The following is a 24,857-nucleotide window of genomic DNA, read 5'->3' as shown; positions in this document are numbered from 1 at the left end:
GGTTGAGCTGTGGGCGGTATCTGGAAATATTGGAGATAGATAAGGTGATGGGAACTGATGATAAGTCAACATAAAAAATAAAAAGCGATCGCAATCTTAAAGAGCTTAAAAAATGATTTATTAAAAAGGGTTTTGTCAAATGACAATTTTAGTTTAGTATTCTAGCGCTGTCTTGCAAATACTTCTGGTTTCTGCTCAATTCCAGTAGTCTAAGCTTAAATTTGCTAGTTCCTAATTCTCAATATACTGATTAATAAAACCTTTGAGCTTTTTAATTTGACAGCTTTCAGCAAGTTGAGTAACCTGCTTGATAAAAGGAACTAGTTCTGGCTGATGCTCTAGGGAAGAGACATAGGAGATACTGCCTCGGATATCTCCTTGCATAATTAATTCCTTAAGCCTGGTTAAGATCTCTACAGGCGGTATGATTAAAGCATCATTTTGAGTTGCTGGTAACTGCCTGGTGATTAGCGATCGCTCGCTACCCTCCGCCGTCATCCAGACTAAATTCAAATGTTGTTCGATAACACGCATTAATTGCTCAAAATTCAATGGTTTTGGCAGAAAACAGCTTGCTCCTGCCTCATAAGAATGAGATTCATCTGTATTTGAGGTGCTGGCAGAAATAATAATGATGGGGAGAAGACTAAACTGAGATTTTTGGCGCAGATATTGAGTGACTGAGCAGCCGTCCATTTCGGGCATGATCAAATCAAGTAAGACTAAATCTGGCTGATGTTTTTCAGTTAAAGCGATCGCTTCTGCTCCAGATTGAGCTTCAATAATCTTAAATCCTAAAGAAGTGAGAAAATTAACCAAAATCTCGCGATTGTTATTGAGGTCATCTACCACCAGAATTTGTTTTGGTTGACCTTGATAGCCAATGATACTTAGCTCAGAAGGCTGACTAATGGTAATTGCACTAGATGTATCAACAATCGGAAAAGCCAAATCGAACCAAAAGATACTGCCCTCTCCTAAGGTGCTGGCGACTTGGATTTGACTACCCATTTGCTCGGCTAAATTATGACTGATGGTTAATCCTAAACCCGTTCCTTCTTGAGACAATTGATGGGGATCTAATTGATAAAAGGGTAAAAAGATCTCCTGAAATTTATCCTGAGGAATACCACTACCAGTGTCTTGGATATAAAAGCGGAGCAAATTTTCGCTTTGATCCTCCCTTACCCCTGGCGGTAAAAAGTCAGTGGCGTAACCTACTTTAAAGGTTACTTGACCCTCACTCGTAAATTTAACGGCGTTACTGAGTAAATTAAGTAGTAACTGGCGCAGACGAGTTTCATCCCCTCTAATGATGGTGGGAATTGGTGACAGGGTTTGATATTCAAAAGCGATCGCTTTTTGTTGGCAGCGTACACGGATAATCGCAGCTAAATTATCGAGGAAGGAAGGGAAGACAAAATCACGTAGTTCTAATTTGAGCTTTCCTGCTTCAATTTTGGCAATATAGAGAATATCGTTGATTAAAGTCAGCAGATGTTGACCTGATTGACGAATGACCTCAATTCCCCTTCTGTCGGTATCTGGATCGGTTTCTCGTTGCAGAATTTGTGCAAATCCAAGAATCGCGTTGAGAGGAGTGCGTAATTCATGGCTGGTGTGGGCGATAAAGGCACTTTTAGCTTGATTCGCTGCTTCGGCAGCTTCTTTTGCCTACTGTAGCTGTTGAGACTGATGTTGAATCTGTTTAAATAAGTCTACCTGAGCTAGAGAAATTCCTAATTTAATCCCTGTTTGGGTTAGTAAGCGAATCTCTCCTTCTTTCCAAGGGCGAGGATACTGATTGTGATAGGCTGCCAGTAGTCCCCACAAAATATCTCCCTGAAATATGGGGGTAATGCAAAAAGATTTTGCCTGAATCTTGTCATACATAGCGCGATGACAGTCACTTAATTTTGCTTGAGCTACATCATTCACAATAAAGGAGTCATATTGATAACAATTACTACCTTTGGTTTTTTGCAAACAGGTATCTTTCCACCCTGTTGCTAACTCACTGTCCAATAGAGGAGTCCAACCCATCGCTACCGACTCGGCAACAAATTTGCCGCTCCAATCAGGATAAAAACGATAGAGAACTAGGCGATCGCATTTTAAAGTTTCTCGCAGTTTTTGGACTGTATTTTGAAATATTTCAGATAATTCAAAAGTTTCGCGGATTTTAGCGACAATTTCCAGGATAGTTCTTTCTCTAGTGGCGCTTTCTCTCAATTCTACTTCTGTTAGCTTCTGTTCACTAATATCTGTGGCAATACCGCAGACGGCATAAACTCCTTGTTCATTAATTAAAGGAGCTTTGATGGAAATATAAGTACGTACCTGAGAATCGATTAGGGTTTGTTCTTCAAACTTAAGTACCGATTGGGATGCAATCACCTGGCGATCATGGGCAATTAAACTATCGGCAATTGCTGGGGGAAATAAATCGCGATCGCTTTTACCGATAATTTCTATTTCTGTTAGTTGTAAAGATTCTAAATATTCTCGATTGGCTAGTAGGTAACGCCCATCAAGATCCTTAAGATAAATTATGGAAGCAGTTGTCTCTAAAATTGCTCTGAGCCTCGCTTCTGATTTTTGTAAAGCTTGGGTGCGCTCTTCAACTCTAGTTTCTAATTGCTGATTAAGCTGCCGTAGCTGGAGTTGAGACTGTTGTAGATCCTGATTAACTAACTGAATTTGCTGCTGAATTGTTTTTAATTCATTAATATCAATAAAGGAAATGACCACACCATCTAAAGATCCATTTTCTAGTAAATAGGGATTGACTCGCATCAATAAATGGCAATCTTGTTTAACTAGTTTTACCTCACGATCTACCACCTCCTGACTTTGGATTACCTGCTGCAATAACGGAATTAAATCCTGGCAGTCAAGGTTATGGGTAATATGTGCCAAAGGACGATCAAGATCTGCTTCCACCAGGTTAATCGCAACAGTTGCTGCGGGGGTAAACTTGCGAATATTAAGATCGCGATCGAGGAAAACTACGCCAATGTCAGTACTGCGCAGTAAGTTATTAATATCGTTATTTAATTCGGTTAATTCCTCAATTTTTGATTGATACTCCGCATTAACGGTGTATAGTTCTTCGTTAACAGAATGCAGTTCCTCGTTAGTACTTTGTAACTCTTCATTGGAAGCAGTTAATTCTTCGTTGGTTGCCTGTTGTTCTTCATTGGTTGTTTCCAACTCTTCAATTACCGCCTGAAGATTTTCGCGAGTTTGCTGTATCTCGTACTCTAACTCGGCAATTCTTTGGGAAGCTGTCGCATCTACTTGAAATGTTTCTCCCACAGCCTTGAGGGGTGGATTGTCTTCCTGCACTACAATACTAAAAAAATCATCAGCCAGCTTACTACTTTCGCTATAGGTGACTTCTAGCTTAAGATAGCGTAGCCGTTCTAACTGTTTGACCTCGATCCCCAGAAAAGAGGTTGGCGATCGCTCTTTTTTGGCTCGATGAAGGGCGGTAATCAGCGGTAGTTGAAGATCTTTAATAATGAGCTTGGTAATATCGGTGGTCATTTTGCCTTGGGGCATCTTTAAAACTTCAATGCCGTCGTTGAAAATATGAAATAATTTGTGCTGTCGATCCACCAAAAAACAGGTAGCCTGATACTTAGCTAAAAAGGCACTAAAGGCTTTGTCCAACATTGGCTCAAGCCGAGTGATTCGAGTCATTTTAGCTGGGAGAGGAGACAATTGGGTTGTCCTTTGCTCCATTGTCAACGGAAGATTTAATCTTACGTCTCGTTTCTTCTGGTAAATCTTCGCTTTTTTGGCTAAGGTATGAAATTCAGGTTTTATGTACCCTAAAGTTTCTGCTTCCCCCAAAAATAAAATTCCTTGATTGACGAGAGAATAGTGCAGGTTGCGTAATACCTGCTGCTGTAGTTCTGGTTGAAAATAAATCAGCAGATTGCGACAGCTAACCAAGTTCATGCGGGTGAAAGCAACATCTTTAGTCAAGTCATGGCAAGCAAACAGCAATTTTTCCCGTAACTGGCGAACTATTTGCCAACCATCATCTTTCTGAACAAAATAGCGTTCTAGGCGATCGCTTGACAACTCGTTAACAATGGTTTGGGAATAAAGACCTTGGGTCGCTTTTTCTAAAGCTACTTCGTCGATATCGGTGGCAAAAATTTTAAACTTGATGGGTTTGTCTATATTTGCAATCGCTTCATCCAGCAGCATTGCCAAAGTGTAGGCTTCTTCGCCTGTAGCACAAGTGTAACCCAGCAGCGTAATTCTATGTTTGGTTGAGCTTGAGCAACTAATTGAGGAATAACCTGTTCAGCTAAATAATCCCAAGCTGAGCGATCGCGAAAAAATTGTGTCACGCTAATTAATAAATCGTGGCGCAGAATTGCTCGCTCTTGGACTGAAGTTTTTAAGAGGCTAATAAATGTCTCCAAATTCTCACAACCACTAATTAAATAACGCCGATGAATCCTTCTGGTTAGAGTACTGATTTTATAATGAGAAAAGTCCGTTGACTCATGGCGAGCAATAATTGCGGCAATTTCCTGTATAGTCTCGGCAGTTAGTAAGTTGGCAGCATTATGGTCATTGACAGTCTGAAAGACAGGGGATCTCACTAGCTGATCGACTACCAAAGCCAGTTCTGAAGGTGGCAGAATGCGATCGACTAGTCCTGTAGCGATCGCCGATTTTGGCATCCCGTCAAACTGTGCTGATGATGGATGCTGTACGAGAGTAAACCCCCCTGCTTGGTTAATTGTCCTTAAACCCTTGGTGCCGTCACTCCCTGTTCCCGATAAAACTACGCCAATACTTTGCTCTTGCCTAATTTGAGCCAAAGACTCAAAGAAAATATCAATAGGAAAATTAAGTTCGCGACTGTTACGCTCCTTTTGGGGAATTAAATGTAATTTCTGCTGATCTAAAACTAAATTTTTGCCAGGAGGAATCAAATAAATTGAGTTGGGACGCAATTCCATCCCCTCAACCACCCGATAGATCTCCATGCGTGTGCGTCTTGCTAGTAATTCTTTCATCAGACTTTTAAAATCTGGCGAAAGATGCTGAATCACCACAAAAGCAGCACCACTATTATTGCTGAGATGCTCAAAGAATTCTTCTAAGGCATTTAGTCCCCCTGCGGATGCGCCGATACCTACTACAAATAAGTCAGGGAATTGAGCAGGGCAAGCATCTATCTGAGAACCATTGTCTGACATAAGATTCAAAGAATCAGTAAGTATCAACTACGATTTTAATCTTATCGTCTCTCTCTCTTGCTAGTTCATCTTCCTATTTTGATCGCAATTTATGAATACTTATTACTAAATAATGATTCCTGGTAACTTCTGATTAGTAAGCTTGATTTAGCAACCTAGAATTAAACCAACCACTAATCATCTCAAAGAATATCAGAGGACAATTTATGTCTACCGCGACAGCATCTAATCATCTAACAGTTGTCAACAATGGCTTACCCAATATTTGTGGTTGGGAGGCAGAAATTGCGATCGCCGTAAATCACGATCGACCGATATTTCTACCCGACAGTACCATCGATCTTAATCAGGTTAATGCTGCTTTTGCTTGCGCTCTCCATATGCATCAACCGACTATTCCCGCAGGAGCAAATGGTGAACTGATCGGTAATTTGCAAAATATGTTTGAACATCCCCATGATGGAGATAACCATAATGCCGAAGTTTTCGCCTGGTGCTATTCCCGTATGGGAGACTGGATTCCTGAACTTGTGGCTAATGGTTGCAGTCCGCGAATTATGTTGGATTATTCGGGTAATCTGCTATGGAGTTTGCAGCAGATGGATCGTCACGATCTTTTGGATAAACTCAAGAAAATCACCTGTGATGCTACCTATCATCCCTATGTCGAATGGTTGGGGACGATGTGGAGTCATGCCGTAATTCCCTCTACGCCAATTCCCGATCTCAAGCTGCATATTCAGGCTTGGCAACATTATTTTGCGGCAATGTTTGGTTATGATGCTTTGGCGCGAGTCAAAGGTTTTTCGCCTCCAGAAATGCATCTACCTAATCATCCCGATACCCTCTACGAATATATTAAAGCCCTCAAAGAATGCGGTTATCGCTGGCTACTCGTACAGGAACACTCCGTAGAAAGATTAGATGGTTCAGGCTTATACCATGAAGACAAGTATCTTCCTAATCGTTTAGTTGCCCGTAATTCTCAGGGGGAAACTATCAGCATTACTGCACTCATTAAAACTCAGGGTTCAGACACTAAGCTAGTGGCGCAAATGCAGCCCTATCATGAAGCTAAAGGTAGAGGCAAACAAATGATTGGCAATGTTTCTGTACCAAGCTGTGTCAGTCAAATTGCCGATGGAGAAAACGGTGGTGTGATGATGAATGAATATGCCCGTGATTTCCAGCCTGTGTGGTATGAGCTAAAAAATAACCAGCATGTCGTGGGGTTAAACGGGACAGAATATATCGAACTAATTGAAGCTGCGGGAGTTAATCCTGAAGACTATCCCCTTTGTCAGGCGGTAGGGCAGCATAAAATTTGGCAGGAAGTAAATCCTGATGCTGCTACTGCTGAGAAAGTAGCTCAAGCGATCGCTCATCTTCAAGCAACAGACCACCAGTTTCATCTGGATGGGGCATCTTGGACAGATGATTTGAGTTGGGTTAAAGGGTATGAGAATGTTCTCGAACCAATGAATCAATTAAGTGCCATGTTCCATCAAAAATATGATGCTCTGGTGGCTGAAGATCCTGAAATTACCAAAACCAAAGAATATCAAGAGGCCTTGCTTTATGTACTCTTAGTGGAAACAAGCTGTTTCCGCTATTGGGGACAGGGTACTTGGACAGACTATGCCAGGGAACTATTCCGGCGAGGGGAAGCTTTGTTGAAATAAACTTTTGGTCGTCAACAAAAGTAAGGGTCAATGGCCGTTGACCCCTACAGGATAATACCACTAGTAATATTTCAACTGACAGCCGAAAACTGACCCATGGATTCAATCAAGCGATCAAAATAAGGTTGCAAATCATTCTGTGCTGCTGGTTCAAAATACTTAAGACTAAACACTTTTAACTGTTCCAAGCCTAAAACCATTGCATCTAAAGGAACTTCTAACTCTTGATAAAGCTGTTCCATATAGCTCAAACCGCGATCGCTCGTATAGTCAATTCGCTGAGCGCTGATCCCATAGCTAATACAGCGGAGGAAGTGCCAAAAGTCTCGCCAACAGGCTTCTGCCCGCATAGCTGGATATAAACCCCCTCCAGGTTCAGTAATACCTGGATTCGCCTCTAACACCACGGCTCTGGCATCAGAAACTATCTCCACTACGCGATCGCGCAATACTTTTCCCTGTGCTAAATGTGGGGCTAAATTCGGTGTGAGCGCCTGGATCTGAGCAATATCTTCATCGTTTAGATACCTGCGCTCATCATCTGCCTGTTGAAAAATCCTGACTATCGACTCAGGATAATCCTGCCAGTCAAAACTGACAATCTGCGACTTGGCGATTAATTCTTTTACTTTCTCACTCAGCATTCTTTGATCCTTCAGGTTCAGACATGTCTATTTAGAGATTAGATCTTAGATATCTTTAATCTTTACTATATATCTTCCTCAAGACAGCTATCGATCAGCAACAATATCAAGTAAGGTAAAATCGCAATTTAAACTTCAGTTTATGGACATAGAACAGATAAAAAACGCCCTTAATGATGCCGATCCTCAGCAAAGAATGAAGGGAATTCGAGAACTGAGAAATTATGAAGCGGATGTCGCTACGCCATTGCTAATCAACCATGTCAACGATCAAGAATTTCTAGTCCGCTCATTTGTCGCGATGGGTTTGGGTAGAAAACAGAGCGATGCTGCTTTTGAAGCTCTCTTGAGCATGATTAAACAAGATCAAGATCCCAATGTTAGATCCGAGGCTGCCAATTCCCTTTCTTACTATGGTGAAGTTGCAGTGCCTTATCTACGGGCAATGTATGAGTCTGATGAACACTGGTTGGTGCGCCGTAGCATCATTGCGGCGATCGTCGATCTTAAAAGCCCTCAAGAATTATTAGAAATCTGTGAAATTGGTCTGTCAGGAGAAGATGAACCTGTTATGGAATCTTGTCTTAGCGCCTTGGGTTTGCTAGGTAAGTCAGAGCAAGAAACCGCAGCTTTAAAGCTACTGTTAGCCTTTGCCGACGATCAATCTTGGCGAATTCGTCTCCAGGTAGCTAAATCTTTGAGTAGATACGACGATCCTGATGCGATCGCCACTTTGAGCAAACTTAAGACAGATCCCGATCATCGAGTTGTTGGTGCAGTCTTAGAAAGTATGATCTAAACCTATGTTTATCGATCTTTTCAGAATCTAGTTCGATAAACAAATAACTCTTTGATAAAATACTTAGAGAAACGTTAAAAAATATTACAAAATTCCTTAAATGAAATTATTGGTAGTTGGCGCAACTGGCACCTTGGGTAGACAGGTAGCTCGTCAGGCTTTGGATGAAGACCATGAGGTACGCTGTTTAGTACGGAATCCCAACAAGGCAATTTTTCTCAAAGAATGGGGGGCGGAGATAGTTAAAGGAGATCTTTGTGATCCATCGACTCTTGCTCCTGCTTTAGAAGGTGTTGATGCTGTGATTGATGCTGCTACCGCTAGAGTTACTGATAATCTCCGCGCCAGAGATGTAGATTGGGTAGGCAAAGTTAATTTAATCCAGGCGACTAAAGCTGCGGGAGTGGATAGATATATCTTTTTCTCGGTACTGAATGCAGATAAATATCCTGAAGTACCGTTGATGGATATTAAGCGCTGTACTGAAATATTTTTGGCTGAGTCTGGCTTAAACTATACCGTGCTGCAACTAGCTGGCTTTATGCAGGGTTTAATTAGCCAATATGCCATACCAATATTAGAAGATCAGGTGGTCTGGGTATCTGGAGAAAGCACTCCTATTGCCTACATGAACACTCAGGATATCGCTAAGTTTGCCGTTCGAGCTTTATCAGTGCCTGAAACCGAAAAGAAAACTTTTCCTGTGGTAGGAACAAAAGCCTGGGGTGCTTATGAAATTATGAACCTTTGTGAAAATCTCTCAGGTAAAAATACGCGGATTTCCCGCGTGTCTTTAGTTGTATTAGGTCTTCTGCGTCGGCTCACTCGCTTCTGTGAATGGGGACAAAATACCGCAGATAGACTTATGTTTGCCGAAGTTTTGGCTAGTGGGAAACCTCAAGATGCGCCCATGGAGGAAGTGTATAAAACCTTTGGTTTAGATCCTCAAGACACTACTACTTTAGAAGAATATATGAAGGAATACTTCAGTCGTATTATGAAAAAACTCAAAGAAATCGATTATGAGAAAAATAAAGGTAAGAAGAAAAAAGGTACAATTCCCTATCGTAATCAGTTTTAATTAACTCTTAAAGCAACAGGCTATTTAATTACTATTTAGCCTCAGCATTATTTATTGAACTTACGGCAGTTTGTGTTTCTGTCTAGTTATTCAACTATCTTTTCTGAAGAAGTAAGATTAAAAGGTATTTCTACTTGATTTTCAGTAGGTACAGAAGATCTTTCTGTGTCTAATTCATGAGTTTTGCGAGTAAATTTGGCAGCGATTCGATCTCTTTGATTAATTAGATAAATACTAATTACAGTCAGGAAAACTCCTCCTGATTGAAGGCTACTCAAGACTTCTGATAGCAGAATCGTGCCAAATAGTAGGGCAAAAATTGGGGTCAGAAAAGTTAGGGCGCTGAGGCTGGTTAAGTTCCCTTGTGAAGCTAAATAAAAGAAAATTCCATAGGCGATCGCACTGCCGAAAACCGTTGCATATCCTAGAGATAGCCAGTTGTCTACCGTCATATTCTGCCACTGTTGAGATTCTTGTAGGGCAGAAAGACTGAATAAAGGCACTCCGCCAATAATCATGTGCCAACCCGTAGCCACCACGGGATCGGCATAACGACTGACATAAGGAATCATTACCGTACCTACTGCCATTGATAAGGAAGCCAGCAGCATTAACCATTCGCCATTATCAAATAATCCTAACCAGTTAACCTCTACTGCCTTTAAATCTCCTGCCCATAGACTATAGATCCAGGGATCGGGTACACCAATTAGACTGATACCTAAAACGCCAATGCCTAAACCCAGCCAACCCCATAAGCCAATTACCTCACCGAATAAAAAGCTTGATAAAAGCGCCACCGCTAGGGGTTGAGAATCAATCATTACCGATCCCAGCCCCGCTCCTGTTTTGACTATTCCCTGAGCAAGAAAACCTTGAAACATTGCTCCATCAACTAGGGCAAAAGCTAAAATCCACAACCAGGCTTGCCAAGTTTTGGGCTGAGGCAACTTTAATACTAGTGAAACTAGCAAAACCAAAATTCCCGCAGGTACTAATCTAACTCCCGCCATAAAAAAGGGTGTGGTGTTAGGAATTACTCCTTTCATCGCCACCATCGCTGTACCCCAAAGGAAAAAAGGCGCAATTAATAGCAAGGCTTTGGGCAAGGATGAGGTTGAATTAGAATTGAGCTGCATGGAAGATCAAGATAACAGAATACCTGTATATGAGTTTACTCAATTCTCAAATAATTTGTAGTTTTGTTAAGTTGTGTTTAATTGGCGCTTGGGATCAATCCACACTGAGTCATGCGGATATATAGTCATTTCAAATAGAAAACACAGGTTGATTGGTACTAGCTTTCATCCCTCATCTCTCATCGATTTGTCCTCAAGGGCGACTAGTCACTAAGATCATCATCTTCGCAGATTGTTAGGTTTTCGGGTTCTAAAGCTTGCTCTAGCTCAATATGGATGCCTTGTGCTTCCTCTGCCATCAGATCTTCGATATATCCTGCCTGGAGTGTCTTTGCTTCTAGGGGGGTATCAAAAGGGCCAAAATAATAAGTGCATTTGGGAACTTTAGTAGTTATTCTGAGCCAGTAAGGTAGTCTTTGCTGCTCTTTTATTCCGAGTAGGTTGAGGAATTTTGTAACCAAGGACATAGTAAAACTAAAATTTTCCCTTAAATTGATAATTATAAAAAGCTTTTTCTTGGTATTTAGAGCTGAGTCGCAAAACGCGCCGTCAAAATAGCTAAACTTACATTTTCACTTACCATCTATCATCTATATAAAGATGTAAATCTTTAAACTGGCAAATTACAAAAGTAAAGATCGCAATTTTGCCTCCAAAGAGCGATCGCAATTAGTATAACTTTAAAGTTAATTTGTTAGGGCATATGCTTTAGTGCTAGTGGCGGAGTAATCTGCGATCGCTTTTATCTCTATCCTTCATTGCGCTGTCTATAACATTTAAACATTTAAATATTTCAGCTTTTTGATTTTACTTGCTTTAATGATTATGCGCATTTAGCAAATAGATTTTTTTAATAAATCCTCGAAAAATAAAAACTTTTTTGGCACTCTGTTTAAGTTTATTCACAAACTCAAGATATATTCATATACAAATTAAATATTTGGTTACCAGATAAAATCAAATATTCTTGCTCAAGAACGTTTGTACTATTTAAATAGTGCTTGCTCAATCGATTAAATTAACCACCAAACTAAATTATGCTGATTATGTCAAATGAAATATTATTAGTACAGGCAGCAAGCGCTCAAAATAGCCTGAGTAAATTACCAAATTCATCTCAAGTAATCAATGCTTTGTTGAAGTTAGAAAAAGACTCTAAACAGGAGCAAAAAAGTTATTCTCTAGCAAATTTAGCTGGAGTTTGGAACTTGCGTTTAATTACAGGAACAAAGAAAACTAGAAAAAAAGCTGGAGTTATCTTGGGTGCAGGCAAGTATATTCCACAATTTATTAAGATTCAAATTACTTATCAAGTTAATCCTGAAACAGCACAGCAAGGAGAAGTAATAAATTCAGTAAAATTAGCTTTTTTTGAACTGTCTTTAACAGGGCCGATTAAATTTTTGCCCCAAAAAAGAATATTGGCTTTTGACTTTACCTATTTAAAAGTTTCTTTATGGGGTTTGAATCTTTATCAAGGATATATTCAAAATGGATTATCAAGAGAAAAGAATTTTTTAGCAAAAGAATTAAAAGATCAAGCCTTTTTTAAATATTTTTTAATTAGAGATAATTTTATTGCTGCTAGAGGCAGAGGTGGCGGACTAGCTTTATGGAGTAGAGACAAATCATAAATTTACAGTTTTAAGAGATAATTCTACTTAAAAAAAAGATGAGCAAAATTGCCCATCCTCAAATTAAGTAAATAGCAGAAGCAAATTAAACTTTCGTAGTTTCCGCAGGCTCTAAACCGTTACTTGCCGATGCTGCTTCCTTTTTCTGAATCCACAGGGAGGTACAGGGAATTTTGCTTCTATCACAACGATGAGCATATTTTTCGGCTACTTCTGTTACTTCTTTCAATAATCCTTGGCTGAGAGTAGTTGGTTCTAATCCTAAATCAATAAAACGCTGGTTTTTAACAAATAGTTCGTTTTCTACTGCCTCATTACGAGGATTTTCCAGATAGGCAATCTCCCCGCCAGTCATTTGTGCGATCATTTTGGCTAAATCGATTACTCGATGAGTCTCTGTCATCTGGTTAAGAATGCGGACTCGTTCTCCTTTTTGGGGTGGATTTTCGATCGCCAACTGGACACAGCGAACTGTATCTTTAATATGAATAAAGGCTCTAGTTTGTCCCCCTGTACCATGAACTGTCAGGGGATAACCAATGGCAGCCTGCATTAAAAACCGATTGAGTACCGTACCATAGTCACCGTCATAGTCAAAGCGATTGACAAGCTTTTCGTCCATCAAAGTTTCAGGAGTATTTGTACCCCAAACGATACCCTGGTGCAGATCGCTAACGCGGATACCGTCGTTTTTATTGTAGTAATAGAAAAATAATTGATCCTGAGTTTTGGTCATATGATAGACGCTACCAGGATTAGCAGGATAGAGAATTTCTTGCTGAATGCGATCCCCACTGTCGGTCACAACTTCTACATCTAGATAACCTTCAGGAATTTTCATCCCTGCTGTACCGTAACCGTAAACCCCCATTGTACCTAAGTGGACTAAATGGATATCTAATCCCGATTCCACAATGGCGCACAGCAGATTGTTGGTAGCGTTGAGGTTGTTGTTAACCGTATAACGCTTGTGCTTAGAAGACTTCATCGAATAGGGTGCTGCTCGTTGTTCAGCAAAGTGAACGATCGCATCAGGCTTTTCGGTCGAGATGAGGCTCAATAGGCGATCGTATTCCTCAGCAATGTTTAGATTGCAAAATTTAATTTCTTTTCCTGTCAAACTTTTCCAGGTAGACAATCTTTGTCCGATAGGTGCAATCGGTGTTAGTGAGCTAACTTCTAATTCATTGTCTATGTTTCTTCGAGATAAATTGTCAACAATGATGACCTCAAAGTTGAGATTCGATAAATGCAGTGAGGTAGGCCAGCCACAAAAACCGTCTCCTCCTAAGATAATAACTTTCATAAGTTTCTCCCAACTATTAAAAATTGCAATCAAACGACCCTGACTTTGAATTGAATCGCTCAAACATTAACTTAGATCATTTAAGCAAACTTTATGCCTTTATTTTCTGTTTAGCGCGAGTACGTCGAGGAATACTATTTTTAGACTCAAAAAAGCAGTTATCTTTATTGCCTAAAACTTTCCTTAAATAAAGCTGATATCCAAAACCAACAAAGTGAGCAATTGGCATAGTGGCGATCGCGATCGTACACCAAAACCAACGACTAAAAAAATTAGGCATGTTTTTTTCAGAGCTAAGCCAAAATTTCTCGCGAAAATCAGGGTGATATTTGGCAGTTACACGAGCTGCTTCTAAAGCAATGAGGCACATACCTAAGATGATCGCTGGAATAGTCTGTAAAGCACCCTGAAAAAATGTTAAATCTGCAATTAAAGCGGTAGTTAACACCATAATTCCAAAAAAAGGAATTTTGTTTCTCAAAGGTAGGGTATCAGCATATCTAGCGGACATGATACAGCTGCCTCGGCCATATTTGATGTATTGCCTCCATAATCCTAGCCAATTGCGCCGAGGAAAGTACCAGACTTTGATTTGGGAGCTAATATAAATAGCTTTTTCACCATAAGCCTTCAGCAAACGAAAGTTTAGCTCAGAATCTTCTTTGCGTGTAACTTCGTAACCACCAACATCGGCTAGGACTGAACGCCAAAAACAGCCCAAAAATACCGTTTCGGCATATCCATCGTAGTAGGGATTGCGATATTTAGCCCCGCCACTGCCAAGCAGACTACGGGAGGCCAAGGCAACTCCTGCCTGAAAAGTATTCACAGCCACAAAGCGTTGCGCTCCACCGACATTAACTGCCTGAGATTTTTGCAAAGCTAAAACGCACTGCTCAACATAGTCTGGAGCATAGTTACAGTGAGCATCTGCCCGTAGAAAAATATCACCTTGACAAGCCCCAAGCGCTAGATTAAGGGCTGCTGACTGAATCCGCTGCGGATTATCTAAAAGTTTAATCTGAGGGTGAATACGAGCTAAATCTTTGATCTTCTCTTGTGTTCCATCTGTACTAGTTCCATCAACAATTATTATTTCTAGTAGGTGAGGATACTTAGAGTCTAAAAACTTATTGACAATTGCTTGTATATTATCGCTTTCATTATAAGTAGGAATAATGATCGAAACAGATGGGTTTTTGCTCACACTCATATTGATTCTGGTCTGGGGTAGTTATACTTTTATCATTACTAAGTAAATTTGTCGCAAAAGCACCATAAATAACCTAAATTAGTTAAATATCTAAATTTGCACTTGTTTATTAACTTTATTTAACTATTTATTTAACCGTCGTTTGAGAAACATTCTGCCCATAACCAGAAAAAAATGGTCTGATCTTGAGCAGTTTAATCGTCACAACAATAGCTTGGCGGGAATCATGGCTAAGCGATAACAAGATTTAAGCAGACAATAAACATCTGCTTTTAAGCGCTTAAACCAGGATAATCTAAAATAGTGGTCACGTATACGGCGATGGTTAGTAAATTGTTGGAACACCCTAATGGATGAGACTCCAGTTGTATCGTAATAAGCGATGGGAAAATGTAACAAAGTAGGATGAGCAATTAGATTGGCTCTGATATTGTATTCATAATCCATACCCATCTTTAAATCTTCTCGATATAGTCCAATTTTTTCGATTAATTGCCGAGAGTAAAAAGTTGACTGATGACAAACTGGATTTCCATACCAAAATAAAGTTTCGCGCCAAACCTGTGGTTGTTTACAGTGTCTTTGGAGACGTTTATGACGGCTTAGAGAGACGGTTTCTCCCGTCGCCCATAACCATTGATGTTGAGTATAAGACTTGATTACTCGTTCGATGACATCGTCGGTAATTAAGGTGTCTCCTGAATTAAGAAACAAAATTAATCTTCCTTGGCTATGCTGAATGCCCTCATTAAAAGCGGTGGCAATGCCTGAACCGGCTTGAGGATAAAAGGATAAGTTATGGCAATGATTGTAAGCTTGTAGCCGCTGTAATTCTATGTCACTAGCTTGATGATAAATAACAATATGATTAATAGCGCCATATTTCTGTTGACTAACATTACTTAAAGTAACAAACAGAGCATCGTCAATTTTGGCAGTAATTGTAACTACATCTATATCTATAGAAGTCATACTAAACGTTAGCCATTAGAAAAAATCTTAGTTTGCGGATGTCTTATGGAGAGAGCTTACTACTTAAATTTTTAAATTTTTAAAAACTTGTAAGTATTTTTGAGCTTGCCGTTCAAGATTAAAATTGGCAATTGCTTTAACTCTACTATTCATTCTTAGTTGTTGATACCTATCATCGTCTGCCAGAATCCAGTCAATTCCTTGGGCTAAATCTTGAGTTTGCTCAGGCTGGGCGAGATATCCGTTTTGCTGATGCTCAATTAAATCTGGCATTCCGCCAATATTGAACGCTGCACAAGGAGTACCACAAAACAAAGCCTCTAAAACTGTATTGGGTAAATTGTCCTGGATGGAAGGGGCGACGAAAACATCGGCGCTGCCATAGAGGAGGGATAAAGCGGCATCATCACTTAGTTGTCCAACATAATGGGTTTTAAAACCAAAGTTGATAGGTTGAGCTGGTTCAGATGCCCCAAAAATGACTAGTTCGATTTTAGCAGCCTGTTGGGCAGATTTTAGGTATTCCAAAGCAGATCGCAATAACGTAAATCCTTTGCGTCGATCTTGGGTACTGTTTAAAGCACCAAAGAGGATAATTTTTTTGTCCGTAGGTAGGTTGAAGACTTTTCTGGCAAAAAGCTGATCGTGAGGCTGATAAACTTGTGGATCAATCCCATTAGCAACAACTTGAACTGGAAAATTCCGCAAGAGAGAACTAGATTTAGCACAGCTAGCTAGCCATTTGCTGGGAGTAATCACGGTTAAGTTTAAATTGTGCCAAGCTTTTGCTTTGCGTCGCCAATTCCAGCGAGATAAATCCCAGTTGCGATCGCTACCCAACTGAGGGCAAGCACCACAAGAGTGAATATAGCGATCGCATGTGTCACTATAGTGACATCCTCCTGTAAAAGCCCACATGTCGTGTAGTGTCCAAACCAACGGCTGCTTAAGTTTGCTTAAGGCTTCAATAGGCACAAAACCACCATTAACCCAGTGCAGGTTAATCACATCAGGATTTATCTGTTCAATTTGAGCGACAATATTATTGGGCAACCACTGAGATGAATAAATATTGATCGTGCGATCGCGATGACGATATAAATTGAGAGGTAATTGATCTAATGCTGGCTTGATGGCAGCAATTCCCCGCTGAATTTTGCTTTTTGGAGCCAGGACACTATTGCAATCGCTTAGTTTGTTCTGGACTAACATCTGTGAATCTACTTGCGCTGCTAACAAGCCTTGATGTAGCCGATAGGCAGCCCGAGCAGCACCTCCTCGAAGATCTCTGGCGCTTAAAATCAAAATTTTCACAGTATTATTGCCGATTTATATTTGCCCACAGATTGCTTTTTCACCTCAGCAGTACTTATATTAAATCCGTTTCATATAGGTTACTTGAAAAATTGAGTAACAAGTAGCCCTAAAGGATTCCCTTCGGTCTCAAGTAGCAATTATTTAGTTATTCTGATTTCAGATTAACTAAGAAACAATAAAAAACAGCGTTGAATTGTAGATTTAGGTGATTAACTTTGTCTAAAATTCCCCTGCTGAAAATCTTCTTTGAGGAGATTCGGTTGTTGAGTAATTCTGGTTCTTAAGTTAAACTCCGAGTGTTAATGAGCAATTAATAATTGACCTCAATCTCACAATTTGGAGAAAAATTTACATCTAGCGAATAATTTTCAAATTTTGTCTTCTGCTTTAACTTATAGTCAGGCAGCAATTATATTAATATATTATGGTTATTTGGCAAGAATGGCTTTTTCAAGCTAATCATTGGCTTAGTTCCCTGGGATACCTGGCTTATCCAGCTTTTATTACTATTTATTTATCAGCAACCCTATTTGGGTTACCAGCAATTTTTCTTTTTTTGGCTGCGGGAAGCCTATTTGGCTTTATTCCTGGCTTAATTTTGGTATCTGTGGCTGATACCTTAAGCGTTGCCGTTTGCTATCAATTAGGCAGAACAGTAGCCCGTAAAAAAATTAGTGAATGGATTTCTCAGCGTCCTCAATGGGGAGAGTTTGATCGCGCAGTAGCGAAAAAAGGTTGGAAGATTGTATTTTTGACTCGTCTGTCACCAATTGTTCCTTCTAATATTCTTAACTACGGCTTTAGCCTCACGAAGATTAACTTCTGGCAATATTTGTTTGTATCTTGGCTAGCAATGCTGCCCGTTATTGCTTTGTATGTTTATTTAGCCTCGGTCGGCACTAATTTACTCTCAGGTAATCAAGATGACCCCAGGCAGATTACTGCATCAGTCATTGGCTTAATTACATCTCTCATGGCGATCGCCTACACCACCAAGCTCATGTACGGAACTTTGAAGCAAAAACCAACATCAGCAGCCAAATCTAATTCCCCCCAATTACCAAAGATTAAAACAAGAGAAAAAGCTAAACGTTAGCACCCTCAAAAGTTATCAAAACCTCAATTGTACTATTCTTAATTAAGCGTAAAATTAAATTTAAATATTCAGTAAATCATATACATAGACAAAGATCATGGCTTATTCGGCGAATCTGGGCAGTTATGGGCAGCTAGCGATCGCTAATAGAGAAGAACAAACTCAAATTAACCTGAGTATGAGTATTCCTGGTCAGCAGCAGAGTCAAAGCAGCAGTTTCAGCACAGGAAAGTGGCTGAGTAAACCAAAATTATTTCAGCTAAAACAAGGCTTTGTCTTAGCAATAAATACTACCCAGAATTCACACTACATTCTGATTCAGCAAAATAGTATTAGTACCATTGAATCTCCGCCTGAACTTAATCGCTATCCACAAATAGATTTAACCGCAATTGCCCAAGAGTCAAATTTTGCACCAATGCAGCCGATGCAGCCGATGCAGCCGTTAAGAATGGGGAATATGTCGATGCAGATGGGGAATATGTCGATGAGTTTAAATAATCAGTCGAAAACCAGTATTAGTAAGCAATTTTGCTCTCAATGTGGCAAGGAAGCCCAACTAGGCGATCGCTTTTGTCGTAGTTGTGGTCATGAACTAAATAACTAACATAAATAAATAATTGTATCTGAGCCAAAGAAGCTTTAAATAAATCCAAAGTGCTTTAAACCTTCAATAATTCCTCCCGCACAGTCAGCCTTGGCCAAATAATTATATTCAGTTTGATTGGCTGCGTACCACTCCAATAATTCTGGTTTCGCATTGGCTACTAACAAGCTTTTTTCTTGACCTTCAAACATAGAAATATCGTTGCCAGAATCGCCACAAACAATCGTTTGCTCTGGTGCAATTTTCCACCGACGGCGTAGAAACTGAACCGCTAAACCTTTATCACCATTTTTTGGTAACAAATCTAAATCTTGACCAGCACTATAGATTAGCTTAATCTCAAAACCCTTTTGCTTCAAGGCTGCTTGAAGTTCAGCCAGGGTTGACTCTGCCACTGCTTCTGCCAGATAGTAGCTGATTTTAAAGGGATTTTGCTCAGAATTTGGCTGTAACTGCAAATCTGTAAACTGACTGGCGATCGCCGCGATCTCCTGACGATTCCAGCCCTGAGCCAGAATATTTGCCCATTCTCGGTCATATTGTGACTCTTGCTGGTCAAAATACATTTCTGTTCCTACCGCAGTAATCAGCGCATCTGGAGGGAGTAATGATTTTGCTTCGGCTAACAAACGGTAGAGATAAAGTGATCGCCCAGTAGCATAGACAATTTTGCTGTGGTACTGTTGCCGATGGGCAGCTAGTTTTTGGTTAAGCTCCAACAATGCAGCGTCATCACCAACTAGAGTATTATCTAAATCAGTTACAAACAAAAAAGGACTCATAATAAATTTCAGACTCGAATATTACATCAGAATTTAAACCTACATAAGTAACTATCTAAACACTCTCGTCTACAAATGGAAAAGTATTTTTTGTGGGTGATCGTCAAAATTGGGGTTTGACTACACCATTATGGCTGGTGATGCCAGCTAATTTTGCAGCTTCTCCCCAATTATTCTTACTCTCAAAAATTCATCCCGATCCTCTTTACAATTGCGGACACAAACTGATTAGCTGGAGGATGGTTTAAGTAATAATTTTATGGTCACAAGAGGAATGAGATTTTGGGTGTAGAACTTCGCAGTTATGTCTACTTAGATCGCCTGCAATTGCAGCATGCAGCCTATATTGGCACGGTGGCATCAGGATTTTTACCCCTCCCAGGAGATGCTTCGTTATGGATTGAAATATCTCCTGGCATTGAAATTAATCGCATCACAGACGTAGCACTTAAATCTGCGGTAGTCCGCCCTGGAGTTCAATTTGTCGAAAGACTATATGGATTGTTAGAAATTCATGCCAACAGACAGGGAGAAGTTAAAGCAGCTGGTAGGGCAATTTTAGAAACGTTAGGAGTTAAACAGCACGATGGTTTGAAGCCGAAAATTGTTTCCAGCCAAATCATTCGTAATATAGATGCCTATCAAGCCCAGTTAGTTAATCGTGACTGCCGTGGGCAAATGCTACTGGCAGGACAAACTTTATATGTTTTAGAAGTGCAGCCTGCTGCCTATGCATCCCTAGCTGCTAACGAAGCCGAAAAAGCAGCATTGATTAATATTCTCAAGGTAACCTCTATTGGGAGTTTTGGTCGTGTTTATCTAGGCGGAGAAGAAAGAGATATCATTGCCGGATCTTCAGCAGCCCTGGCAGCCCTGGAGAGTATTTCTGGCAGAGAAGTCTTGAAGCAGAGAAAAGAATAGCTTCATCAACAAAATTTTAAATGTTGGGAACTAGTAACAAAGCGGGGATAATAGGTAAAGCAATTTTAGATATAGGCGATCGCCGATTAAGTTGACAGTGGCAAATATTGAGCATCTGACTAAATTAAAACAGGGCGCAGTTAGTTGGATAGATTGGCTAGACAGCCATCAGCGACCAAATATAGATTTGACTAATGCCAATCTGCGCGGTATTAATCTATCAACGGCTTATTTAGTTAAAGCCAACTTGGTAGGCTCAGATTTGACAGACACTTGTTTAGCTCAAGCCAATCTCACTGGGGCAAATTTAACGGGGGCGGAATTAGTTGATGCCGACTTGCAGCAGGCAAATTTGACGGGCGTTAACTTGCAGTCTGCCTGTTTAATTAATGCGAATTTTGATCAAGCCAATTTGATTGGCTCAGATTTACGCTTGGTTAGGGGTAAAGGGACGAATTTTAGTCAGGCAAACCTGATTGGTTCATCTATCAGACAGGCAAAACTAGCCCAGTCCAACTTTTCCCAAGCCCAGCTTAATCGCGCTAATCTTAGCGAAAGTGATCTGGTTAAAGCTAGTTTTGATCGAGCAGATCTGTCGGGGGCTAATTTCTTTGAGACAGAATTACAGTCTGCCAGTTTTTCTCAAGCTAACCTATATCGAGTTAAAGCGATCGCTGCTCATTTAAGCCATAGTTATCTTCTCGGCAGTAATTTAGTTGAAGCTATTCTAGTCTGCTGTGACTTACGCTGGTCAAATTTGAGCTACGCCAATCTTCAAGGTGCAGACTTGCAGCAGGCAAAGCTGAGAGGTGCAAATCTCACCAGAGCAAACTTGAGAGGTGCAAACTTGACTGGAGCAGATCTACGCGGAGCAAACTTGAGAGGTGCTAATTTACGTCAAGCAAATCTGACAGAGGCAGATATTGAAGATACAATTTTCAATAAGGCAATGCTTACCGAAACCGTCATGCCTCATCGCGCCAAACTAAATTAAATTACCATCAATTAAGCTTAGATTAGTTCTTTTGCCAAAATATCGGCATTTATTCAGCATATATTCTGATGAGTTTTAGCTGGGGCTGATTGTTCTATTTAGCTTCTTCTAGCTGATCTAAACGCAGCCAGACGTTAGGAGTTGGCACATAAAACTGCACCAAAGCATAATCATCATTTAGCTCTACAATCTGCCCTTTACTCTCAAATAAATACGAGGGAAACCGCGCATCACTTGCCTTAGACTCTGAACTGCCTTCTAGCTTTTCTTTAACTACCTTGACGAGCGATCCTTTTTTAATGACTGCCATAATTATTAATTACGATTTTGCCGATCAATTCTTAAGTTTAGTATAGTTCTTAATGCTACTTTCTCTTCAAAGCGACTGAAAGTTACTCCATTGACTTAAACAAGAAAACTTAAACAATAAAATACAGCTAGCTACTCATTGAGGTTACAGAGTTTAGTTGATGAAAAAAAATGATTGTCGTTTATAACAACTTATCTTAAAGATTTGCTGTCTGAATCTAACAATTCTGGAATTAATTTGAGGTTTTTGGTAATATTAGTAAGCCAAACTAGCTTGAGGGTTTTTACTTAACTAGAAATACTTAAAACAACATAACTCTTATGCAGATACAGGGTATTCGCCCTTTATAATTAATCGCCAAATAATTAGATAAAATTTAGGCCTAAAAATGTTACATAAAAAACATAACTCTGTAGTTACATTAGCAATATTATTAACTTTGGTCGGTGTTTCAAAACCAGCTAAGGCTTATCTGTTGGCTCAATCTGATTCAGCAGCTAAGACATTCGCCGTCCCAGACAAGTTACCTCAAGATGCCACAGTCAAGATTGCTGCATCCAGCAGTATTAATGGTATTAGCGCTAGTTTAAAAGATAGTTTTGCCAGCAAATATCCTCAAGCCAAAGTTCAGATCAACACTCAAGACTCTGTAACTGCGCTAAAAACCCTTGCTAATGGTCAAGCCGACCTCGCTGCAATTGGTCGAGCCTTGACAGCAGCAGAAAAAGCACAAGGATTTGTCTCTGTACCTATTAGCCGAGAAAAAATTGCGCTCGTTGTCTCGAAAAACAATCCGTTCGATGGCAATATAACAATCGATCAGTTTGCCAAAATTTTCCGAGGTGAAATTACTGATTGGTCTGAAATTGGCGGAACTTCAGGTAAAATTCAGCTGATAGATGCTCCTAACAGTAACGATACTAGACAAGCTTTTCCTAACTATCCTGTTTTTCAGACAGGAGAATTTAAGACAGGTTCGACTGCAAATCAATTAAAGCAAGATAGTGTCGATGCAATGATTGCTAAATTGGGCAAAAATGGCATTGGTTATGCAGTAGCCAACGATGTGATCAAACGAGGTGATGTCAAAGTCATTTCGATGCACCAGACTCAGCCTGATGATCCCAGATATCCCTTTTCTGAGCCGTTTAATTTAATTTATAAAGGTACTCCAAGCAAAGCAGCGCAAGCATATTTGGGATTTGCGACATCTCAAGGAGGAAAACAGGTAATTGCCAATCGAGTTGGTTCAATATCTGCTGCTGCGGCAACGGCAATGGCTTCGAAGACCGCTTCATCTTCTGCTAAAGCTGGCATAGATGGTACAAAAGATAGTGCGATCGCTGTTGGAAAAAATACGCCAAATACAGCTGTCAACGGCAAAAAGACAGCGTCAGCAGGAAATGCTCAAACAGCTACAGTTCCTGGCAAAAACACGCTTCAAAATGAATCGGGTCAAGGCATCATAGCTAGTGCTGATGCCAGTGGCAGCGGGAAAGCTAATCCTGATGTTCAAAGCAGTGGTCAAGTTAATCCTAATGTCAATGGCAGTGGCGAGATCAACCCCGATGTTCAGAGCAGTGGTCAAGTTAATCCTAATGTTCAGGGCAGTGGCGAAGTTAATCCTAATGTCAATGGCAGTGGTGAAGTTAATCCTAATGTCAATGGCAGTGGCGAAATCAACCCCGATGTTCAGGGCAGTGGTGAACCTCTGTCGGCAATAAATGATACTGATGGAGTGAATGCTGATCAGGCTGCGGTTGCTCCCGTTGCCCAAGCAGATGCCAATCCAGGAACAAAGGTAGCAGAAAAAAAAGGAACTTGGTGGTGGTGGCTACTTCCACTCTTGGGAATACCTTTACTAGCATTAGCCATTTGGGGAGGGCGGAAGAAAAGCGATCAAGAACCTGCTCTGAACGATATTCCTAACATCAATAGTTTAGATGGTCGAAATAGTCCTCCAGGTTCGCCTGACGGCGGAGAAAGTGTTCCTCTAGGTGCAAATAGACCAGGAGGGGGTTTAGGTAATGTTGCTGAAAATACTGGTAATAATGTTTCTAACCTAGGTGCGGCTGGTTTAGCAGCAGGCGGCGCAGCTTTAGCAGGCGGTGCAGCAGCAAATCTGGCTGGGAGAAGAAACAGAATTGAGAACGTCGCTGACGCTGATTTAGATTTGGACGAATCAACTACCGTTGAAGAGATACCCTCTAATCCTGTTAGCGAGTTTACAGGACAGGAAACAAAGTTACAGGTTAGCGATCAACCAACCAATCTACAGCTAGATGGAGACGATGGCGAGTTTACAGGACAAAAAACAAAGTTGCAGGTTAGCGATCAACCAACCAATCTACAGCTAGATGAAGACGATGAGCTTGAGCTTAATGATAATCAGCCAATTGATAACATATCCCTGGGTGGCGCAGCAGCAATAGGTGGTGCAGCAGCAGTTTCAAGCGATTCAACTGAGCTAAATTTAGATAATACAGCAGAAACGGCAACTACTGACGCAACTGCTGGGAGAGAATTTCCAGGTGATTTTGTTCTTGAAGAGGAATCTAGAAGTATATCTGTGCCAGATGAAGTAGCGACTGACATCGATCCTCATCGCACAGACGTAACAGATGTAACCAGAGGCGATATTGATACTGATGTTGAAGTAGCTGAATTTAGCCAGGACAATGATTTCAACCTAGACGATCGCACCGATAATATTAACACCTCGGTAGCTTTCCCTGATTCAGTAGAAGATGTAACCGCTCGCGGTGTTGACTTATCAACTGATACTGATGTCGATCCTAATGTTGATAGACCAGGCATTATTGATGGTATAACTCAAACAGGAGGTGCAGCGATCGCTGGAGGAGCGGCAGCAGCAGCTTCAGGAATGTTTAATCGTGAAGATAGAACTAGAGAAGATACAGATGTTGATGCAGCTGAATTCAATCAAGACACGGATTTAAACCTAGGCGAGGGTGCGGAAGATTTTGAGCCATCAGCAACCTACATTGACACTACAGATATTGATGCACCTGAATTTAATCAAGACACGGATTTAAACCTAGGCGAGGGCGCGGAAGATTTTGAGCCATCAGCAACCTACATTGACATCACAGATGTTGATGCACCTGAATT

At 40.4% G+C, this 24,857-nt stretch carries 22 protein-coding genes; 10 read left to right on the top strand and 12 right to left on the bottom strand.

Going from position 1 to position 24,857, the window contains the following annotated elements:
• Window positions 1-231: 231 nt before the first annotated feature.
• The 3 genes from C7B62_RS26555 to C7B62_RS26545 form a co-directional block, all read right to left on the bottom strand.
• Entirely contained in the window at window positions 232-1,587 is a 1,356-nt protein-coding gene (locus tag C7B62_RS26555; protein ID WP_233219963.1) for a response regulator, read from the bottom strand.
• Window positions 1,588-1,674: 87 nt separating this feature from the next.
• Window positions 1,675-4,266, bottom strand: coding sequence for a CheR family methyltransferase (locus tag C7B62_RS26550; protein WP_233219962.1), 2,592 nt, complete (start codon window positions 4,264-4,266; stop codon window positions 1,675-1,677).
• A complete protein-coding gene (locus tag C7B62_RS26545) occupies window positions 4,191-5,228 on the bottom strand; it encodes a chemotaxis protein CheB (RefSeq protein ID WP_233219961.1) in 1,038 nt (345 codons plus the stop codon). Before C7B62_RS26545 ends, C7B62_RS26550 begins: the two co-directional genes overlap by 76 nt.
• Window positions 5,229-5,434: 206 nt before the next feature.
• On the opposite strand from C7B62_RS26545, the gene C7B62_RS13840 reads away from it, so the two are divergent.
• Complete coding sequence (locus tag C7B62_RS13840; protein ID WP_106237204.1) at window positions 5,435-6,910, top strand: glycosyl hydrolase family 57; 1,476 nt, start codon at window positions 5,435-5,437, stop codon at window positions 6,908-6,910.
• A gap of 71 nt (window positions 6,911-6,981) precedes the next feature.
• Here the strand turns inward: C7B62_RS13840 and C7B62_RS13835 are convergent, their stop codons facing one another.
• A complete protein-coding gene (locus tag C7B62_RS13835; RefSeq protein WP_106237200.1) occupies window positions 6,982-7,554 on the bottom strand; it encodes a phycobilisome protein in 573 nt (190 codons plus the stop codon).
• Window positions 7,555-7,696: 142 nt separating this feature from the next.
• On the opposite strand from C7B62_RS13835, the gene C7B62_RS13830 reads away from it, so the two are divergent.
• Window positions 7,697-8,353 (top strand): HEAT repeat domain-containing protein, encoded by a 657-nt coding sequence (locus tag C7B62_RS13830; RefSeq protein WP_106237197.1) that lies wholly within the window; start codon window positions 7,697-7,699, stop codon window positions 8,351-8,353.
• A 100-nt stretch (window positions 8,354-8,453) separates the two neighbouring features.
• Window positions 8,454-9,434: an NAD(P)H-binding protein gene (locus C7B62_RS13825; RefSeq protein ID WP_106237194.1), complete on the top strand. Its 981-nt coding sequence runs from the start codon at window positions 8,454-8,456 to the stop codon at window positions 9,432-9,434.
• A gap of 86 nt (window positions 9,435-9,520) precedes the next feature.
• Here the strand turns inward: C7B62_RS13825 and C7B62_RS13820 are convergent, their stop codons facing one another.
• Together C7B62_RS13820 and C7B62_RS13815 are read right to left on the bottom strand one after the other, a co-directional pair.
• Complete coding sequence (locus tag C7B62_RS13820) at window positions 9,521-10,573, bottom strand: DMT family transporter (protein WP_106237191.1); 1,053 nt, start codon at window positions 10,571-10,573, stop codon at window positions 9,521-9,523.
• A gap of 203 nt (window positions 10,574-10,776) precedes the next feature.
• The gene (locus tag C7B62_RS13815) at window positions 10,777-11,040 is read right to left on the bottom strand and encodes a DUF1816 domain-containing protein (protein WP_106237187.1); all 264 of its coding nucleotides are present in this window, start codon (window positions 11,038-11,040) and stop codon (window positions 10,777-10,779) included.
• A 570-nt stretch (window positions 11,041-11,610) separates the two neighbouring features.
• On the opposite strand from C7B62_RS13815, the gene C7B62_RS13810 reads away from it, so the two are divergent.
• Complete coding sequence (locus C7B62_RS13810) at window positions 11,611-12,207, top strand: hypothetical protein (RefSeq protein WP_233219960.1); 597 nt, start codon at window positions 11,611-11,613, stop codon at window positions 12,205-12,207.
• Window positions 12,208-12,292: 85 nt separating this feature from the next.
• Here the strand turns inward: C7B62_RS13810 and C7B62_RS13805 are convergent, their stop codons facing one another.
• The 4 genes from C7B62_RS13805 to C7B62_RS13790 all read right to left on the bottom strand — a co-directional run bounded on the left by C7B62_RS13805 (window position 12,293) and on the right by C7B62_RS13790 (window position 17,012).
• The gene (locus C7B62_RS13805; protein WP_106237214.1) at window positions 12,293-13,513 is read right to left on the bottom strand and encodes an NAD-dependent epimerase/dehydratase family protein; all 1,221 of its coding nucleotides are present in this window, start codon (window positions 13,511-13,513) and stop codon (window positions 12,293-12,295) included.
• 91 nt (window positions 13,514-13,604) lie between these two features.
• Window positions 13,605-14,726: a glycosyltransferase family 2 protein gene (locus tag C7B62_RS13800; RefSeq protein WP_106237184.1), complete on the bottom strand. Its 1,122-nt coding sequence runs from the start codon at window positions 14,724-14,726 to the stop codon at window positions 13,605-13,607.
• A 201-nt stretch (window positions 14,727-14,927) separates the two neighbouring features.
• The gene (locus C7B62_RS13795; protein ID WP_106237181.1) at window positions 14,928-15,698 is read right to left on the bottom strand and encodes a glycosyltransferase; all 771 of its coding nucleotides are present in this window, start codon (window positions 15,696-15,698) and stop codon (window positions 14,928-14,930) included.
• A 63-nt stretch (window positions 15,699-15,761) separates the two neighbouring features.
• A complete protein-coding gene (locus C7B62_RS13790) occupies window positions 15,762-17,012 on the bottom strand; it encodes a glycosyltransferase family 4 protein (RefSeq protein WP_106237177.1) in 1,251 nt (416 codons plus the stop codon).
• A 427-nt stretch (window positions 17,013-17,439) separates the two neighbouring features.
• Between C7B62_RS13790 and C7B62_RS13785 the strand changes: the two genes are divergently transcribed.
• Entirely contained in the window at window positions 17,440-18,111 is a 672-nt protein-coding gene (locus C7B62_RS13785; protein WP_106237173.1) for a TVP38/TMEM64 family protein, read from the top strand.
• Between the two features lie 97 nt (window positions 18,112-18,208).
• Window positions 18,209-18,718, top strand: coding sequence for a zinc ribbon domain-containing protein (locus C7B62_RS13780; protein ID WP_106237169.1), 510 nt, complete (start codon window positions 18,209-18,211; stop codon window positions 18,716-18,718).
• A 35-nt stretch (window positions 18,719-18,753) separates the two neighbouring features.
• Here C7B62_RS13780 and C7B62_RS13775 read toward each other — a convergent pair whose 3' ends face one another.
• Window positions 18,754-19,500, bottom strand: a complete 747-nt coding sequence (locus C7B62_RS13775; protein WP_106237165.1) for a sucrose-phosphate phosphatase — start codon at window positions 19,498-19,500, stop codon at window positions 18,754-18,756.
• Window positions 19,501-19,592: 92 nt separating this feature from the next.
• On the opposite strand from C7B62_RS13775, the gene C7B62_RS25735 reads away from it, so the two are divergent.
• The 3 genes from C7B62_RS25735 (at window position 19,593) to C7B62_RS13765 (ending at window position 21,415) form a co-directional block, all read left to right on the top strand.
• On the top strand, window positions 19,593-19,748 hold the full coding sequence (locus tag C7B62_RS25735; protein ID WP_158260683.1) for a hypothetical protein: 156 nt from the start codon (window positions 19,593-19,595) through the stop codon (window positions 19,746-19,748).
• Window positions 19,749-19,782: 34 nt separating this feature from the next.
• Window positions 19,783-20,421 (top strand): hypothetical protein, encoded by a 639-nt coding sequence (locus C7B62_RS13770; RefSeq protein WP_106237162.1) that lies wholly within the window; start codon window positions 19,783-19,785, stop codon window positions 20,419-20,421.
• 97 nt (window positions 20,422-20,518) lie between these two features.
• Window positions 20,519-21,415, top strand: a complete 897-nt coding sequence (locus tag C7B62_RS13765) for a pentapeptide repeat-containing protein (RefSeq protein WP_106237157.1) — start codon at window positions 20,519-20,521, stop codon at window positions 21,413-21,415.
• 94 nt (window positions 21,416-21,509) lie between these two features.
• On the opposite strand, the gene C7B62_RS13760 is transcribed toward C7B62_RS13765, so the two are convergent.
• Window positions 21,510-21,728 (bottom strand): NAD(P)H-quinone oxidoreductase subunit O, encoded by a 219-nt coding sequence (locus tag C7B62_RS13760; protein WP_106237154.1) that lies wholly within the window; start codon window positions 21,726-21,728, stop codon window positions 21,510-21,512.
• 436 nt (window positions 21,729-22,164) lie between these two features.
• Between C7B62_RS13760 and C7B62_RS13755 the strand changes: the two genes are divergently transcribed.
• The coding region (locus tag C7B62_RS13755; RefSeq protein ID WP_233219958.1) for a substrate-binding domain-containing protein at window positions 22,165-24,857 on the top strand (2,693 nt) is incomplete at its 3' end.

Origin of the sequence: Pleurocapsa sp. CCALA 161 (assembly GCF_003003995.1) — a bacterium.
Taxonomy (GTDB): domain Bacteria; phylum Cyanobacteriota; class Cyanobacteriia; order Cyanobacteriales; family Xenococcaceae; genus Waterburya.
The sequence above is the reverse complement of the archived record's forward strand: the minus strand, read 5'-3'. Positions and strand labels throughout refer to the sequence as shown.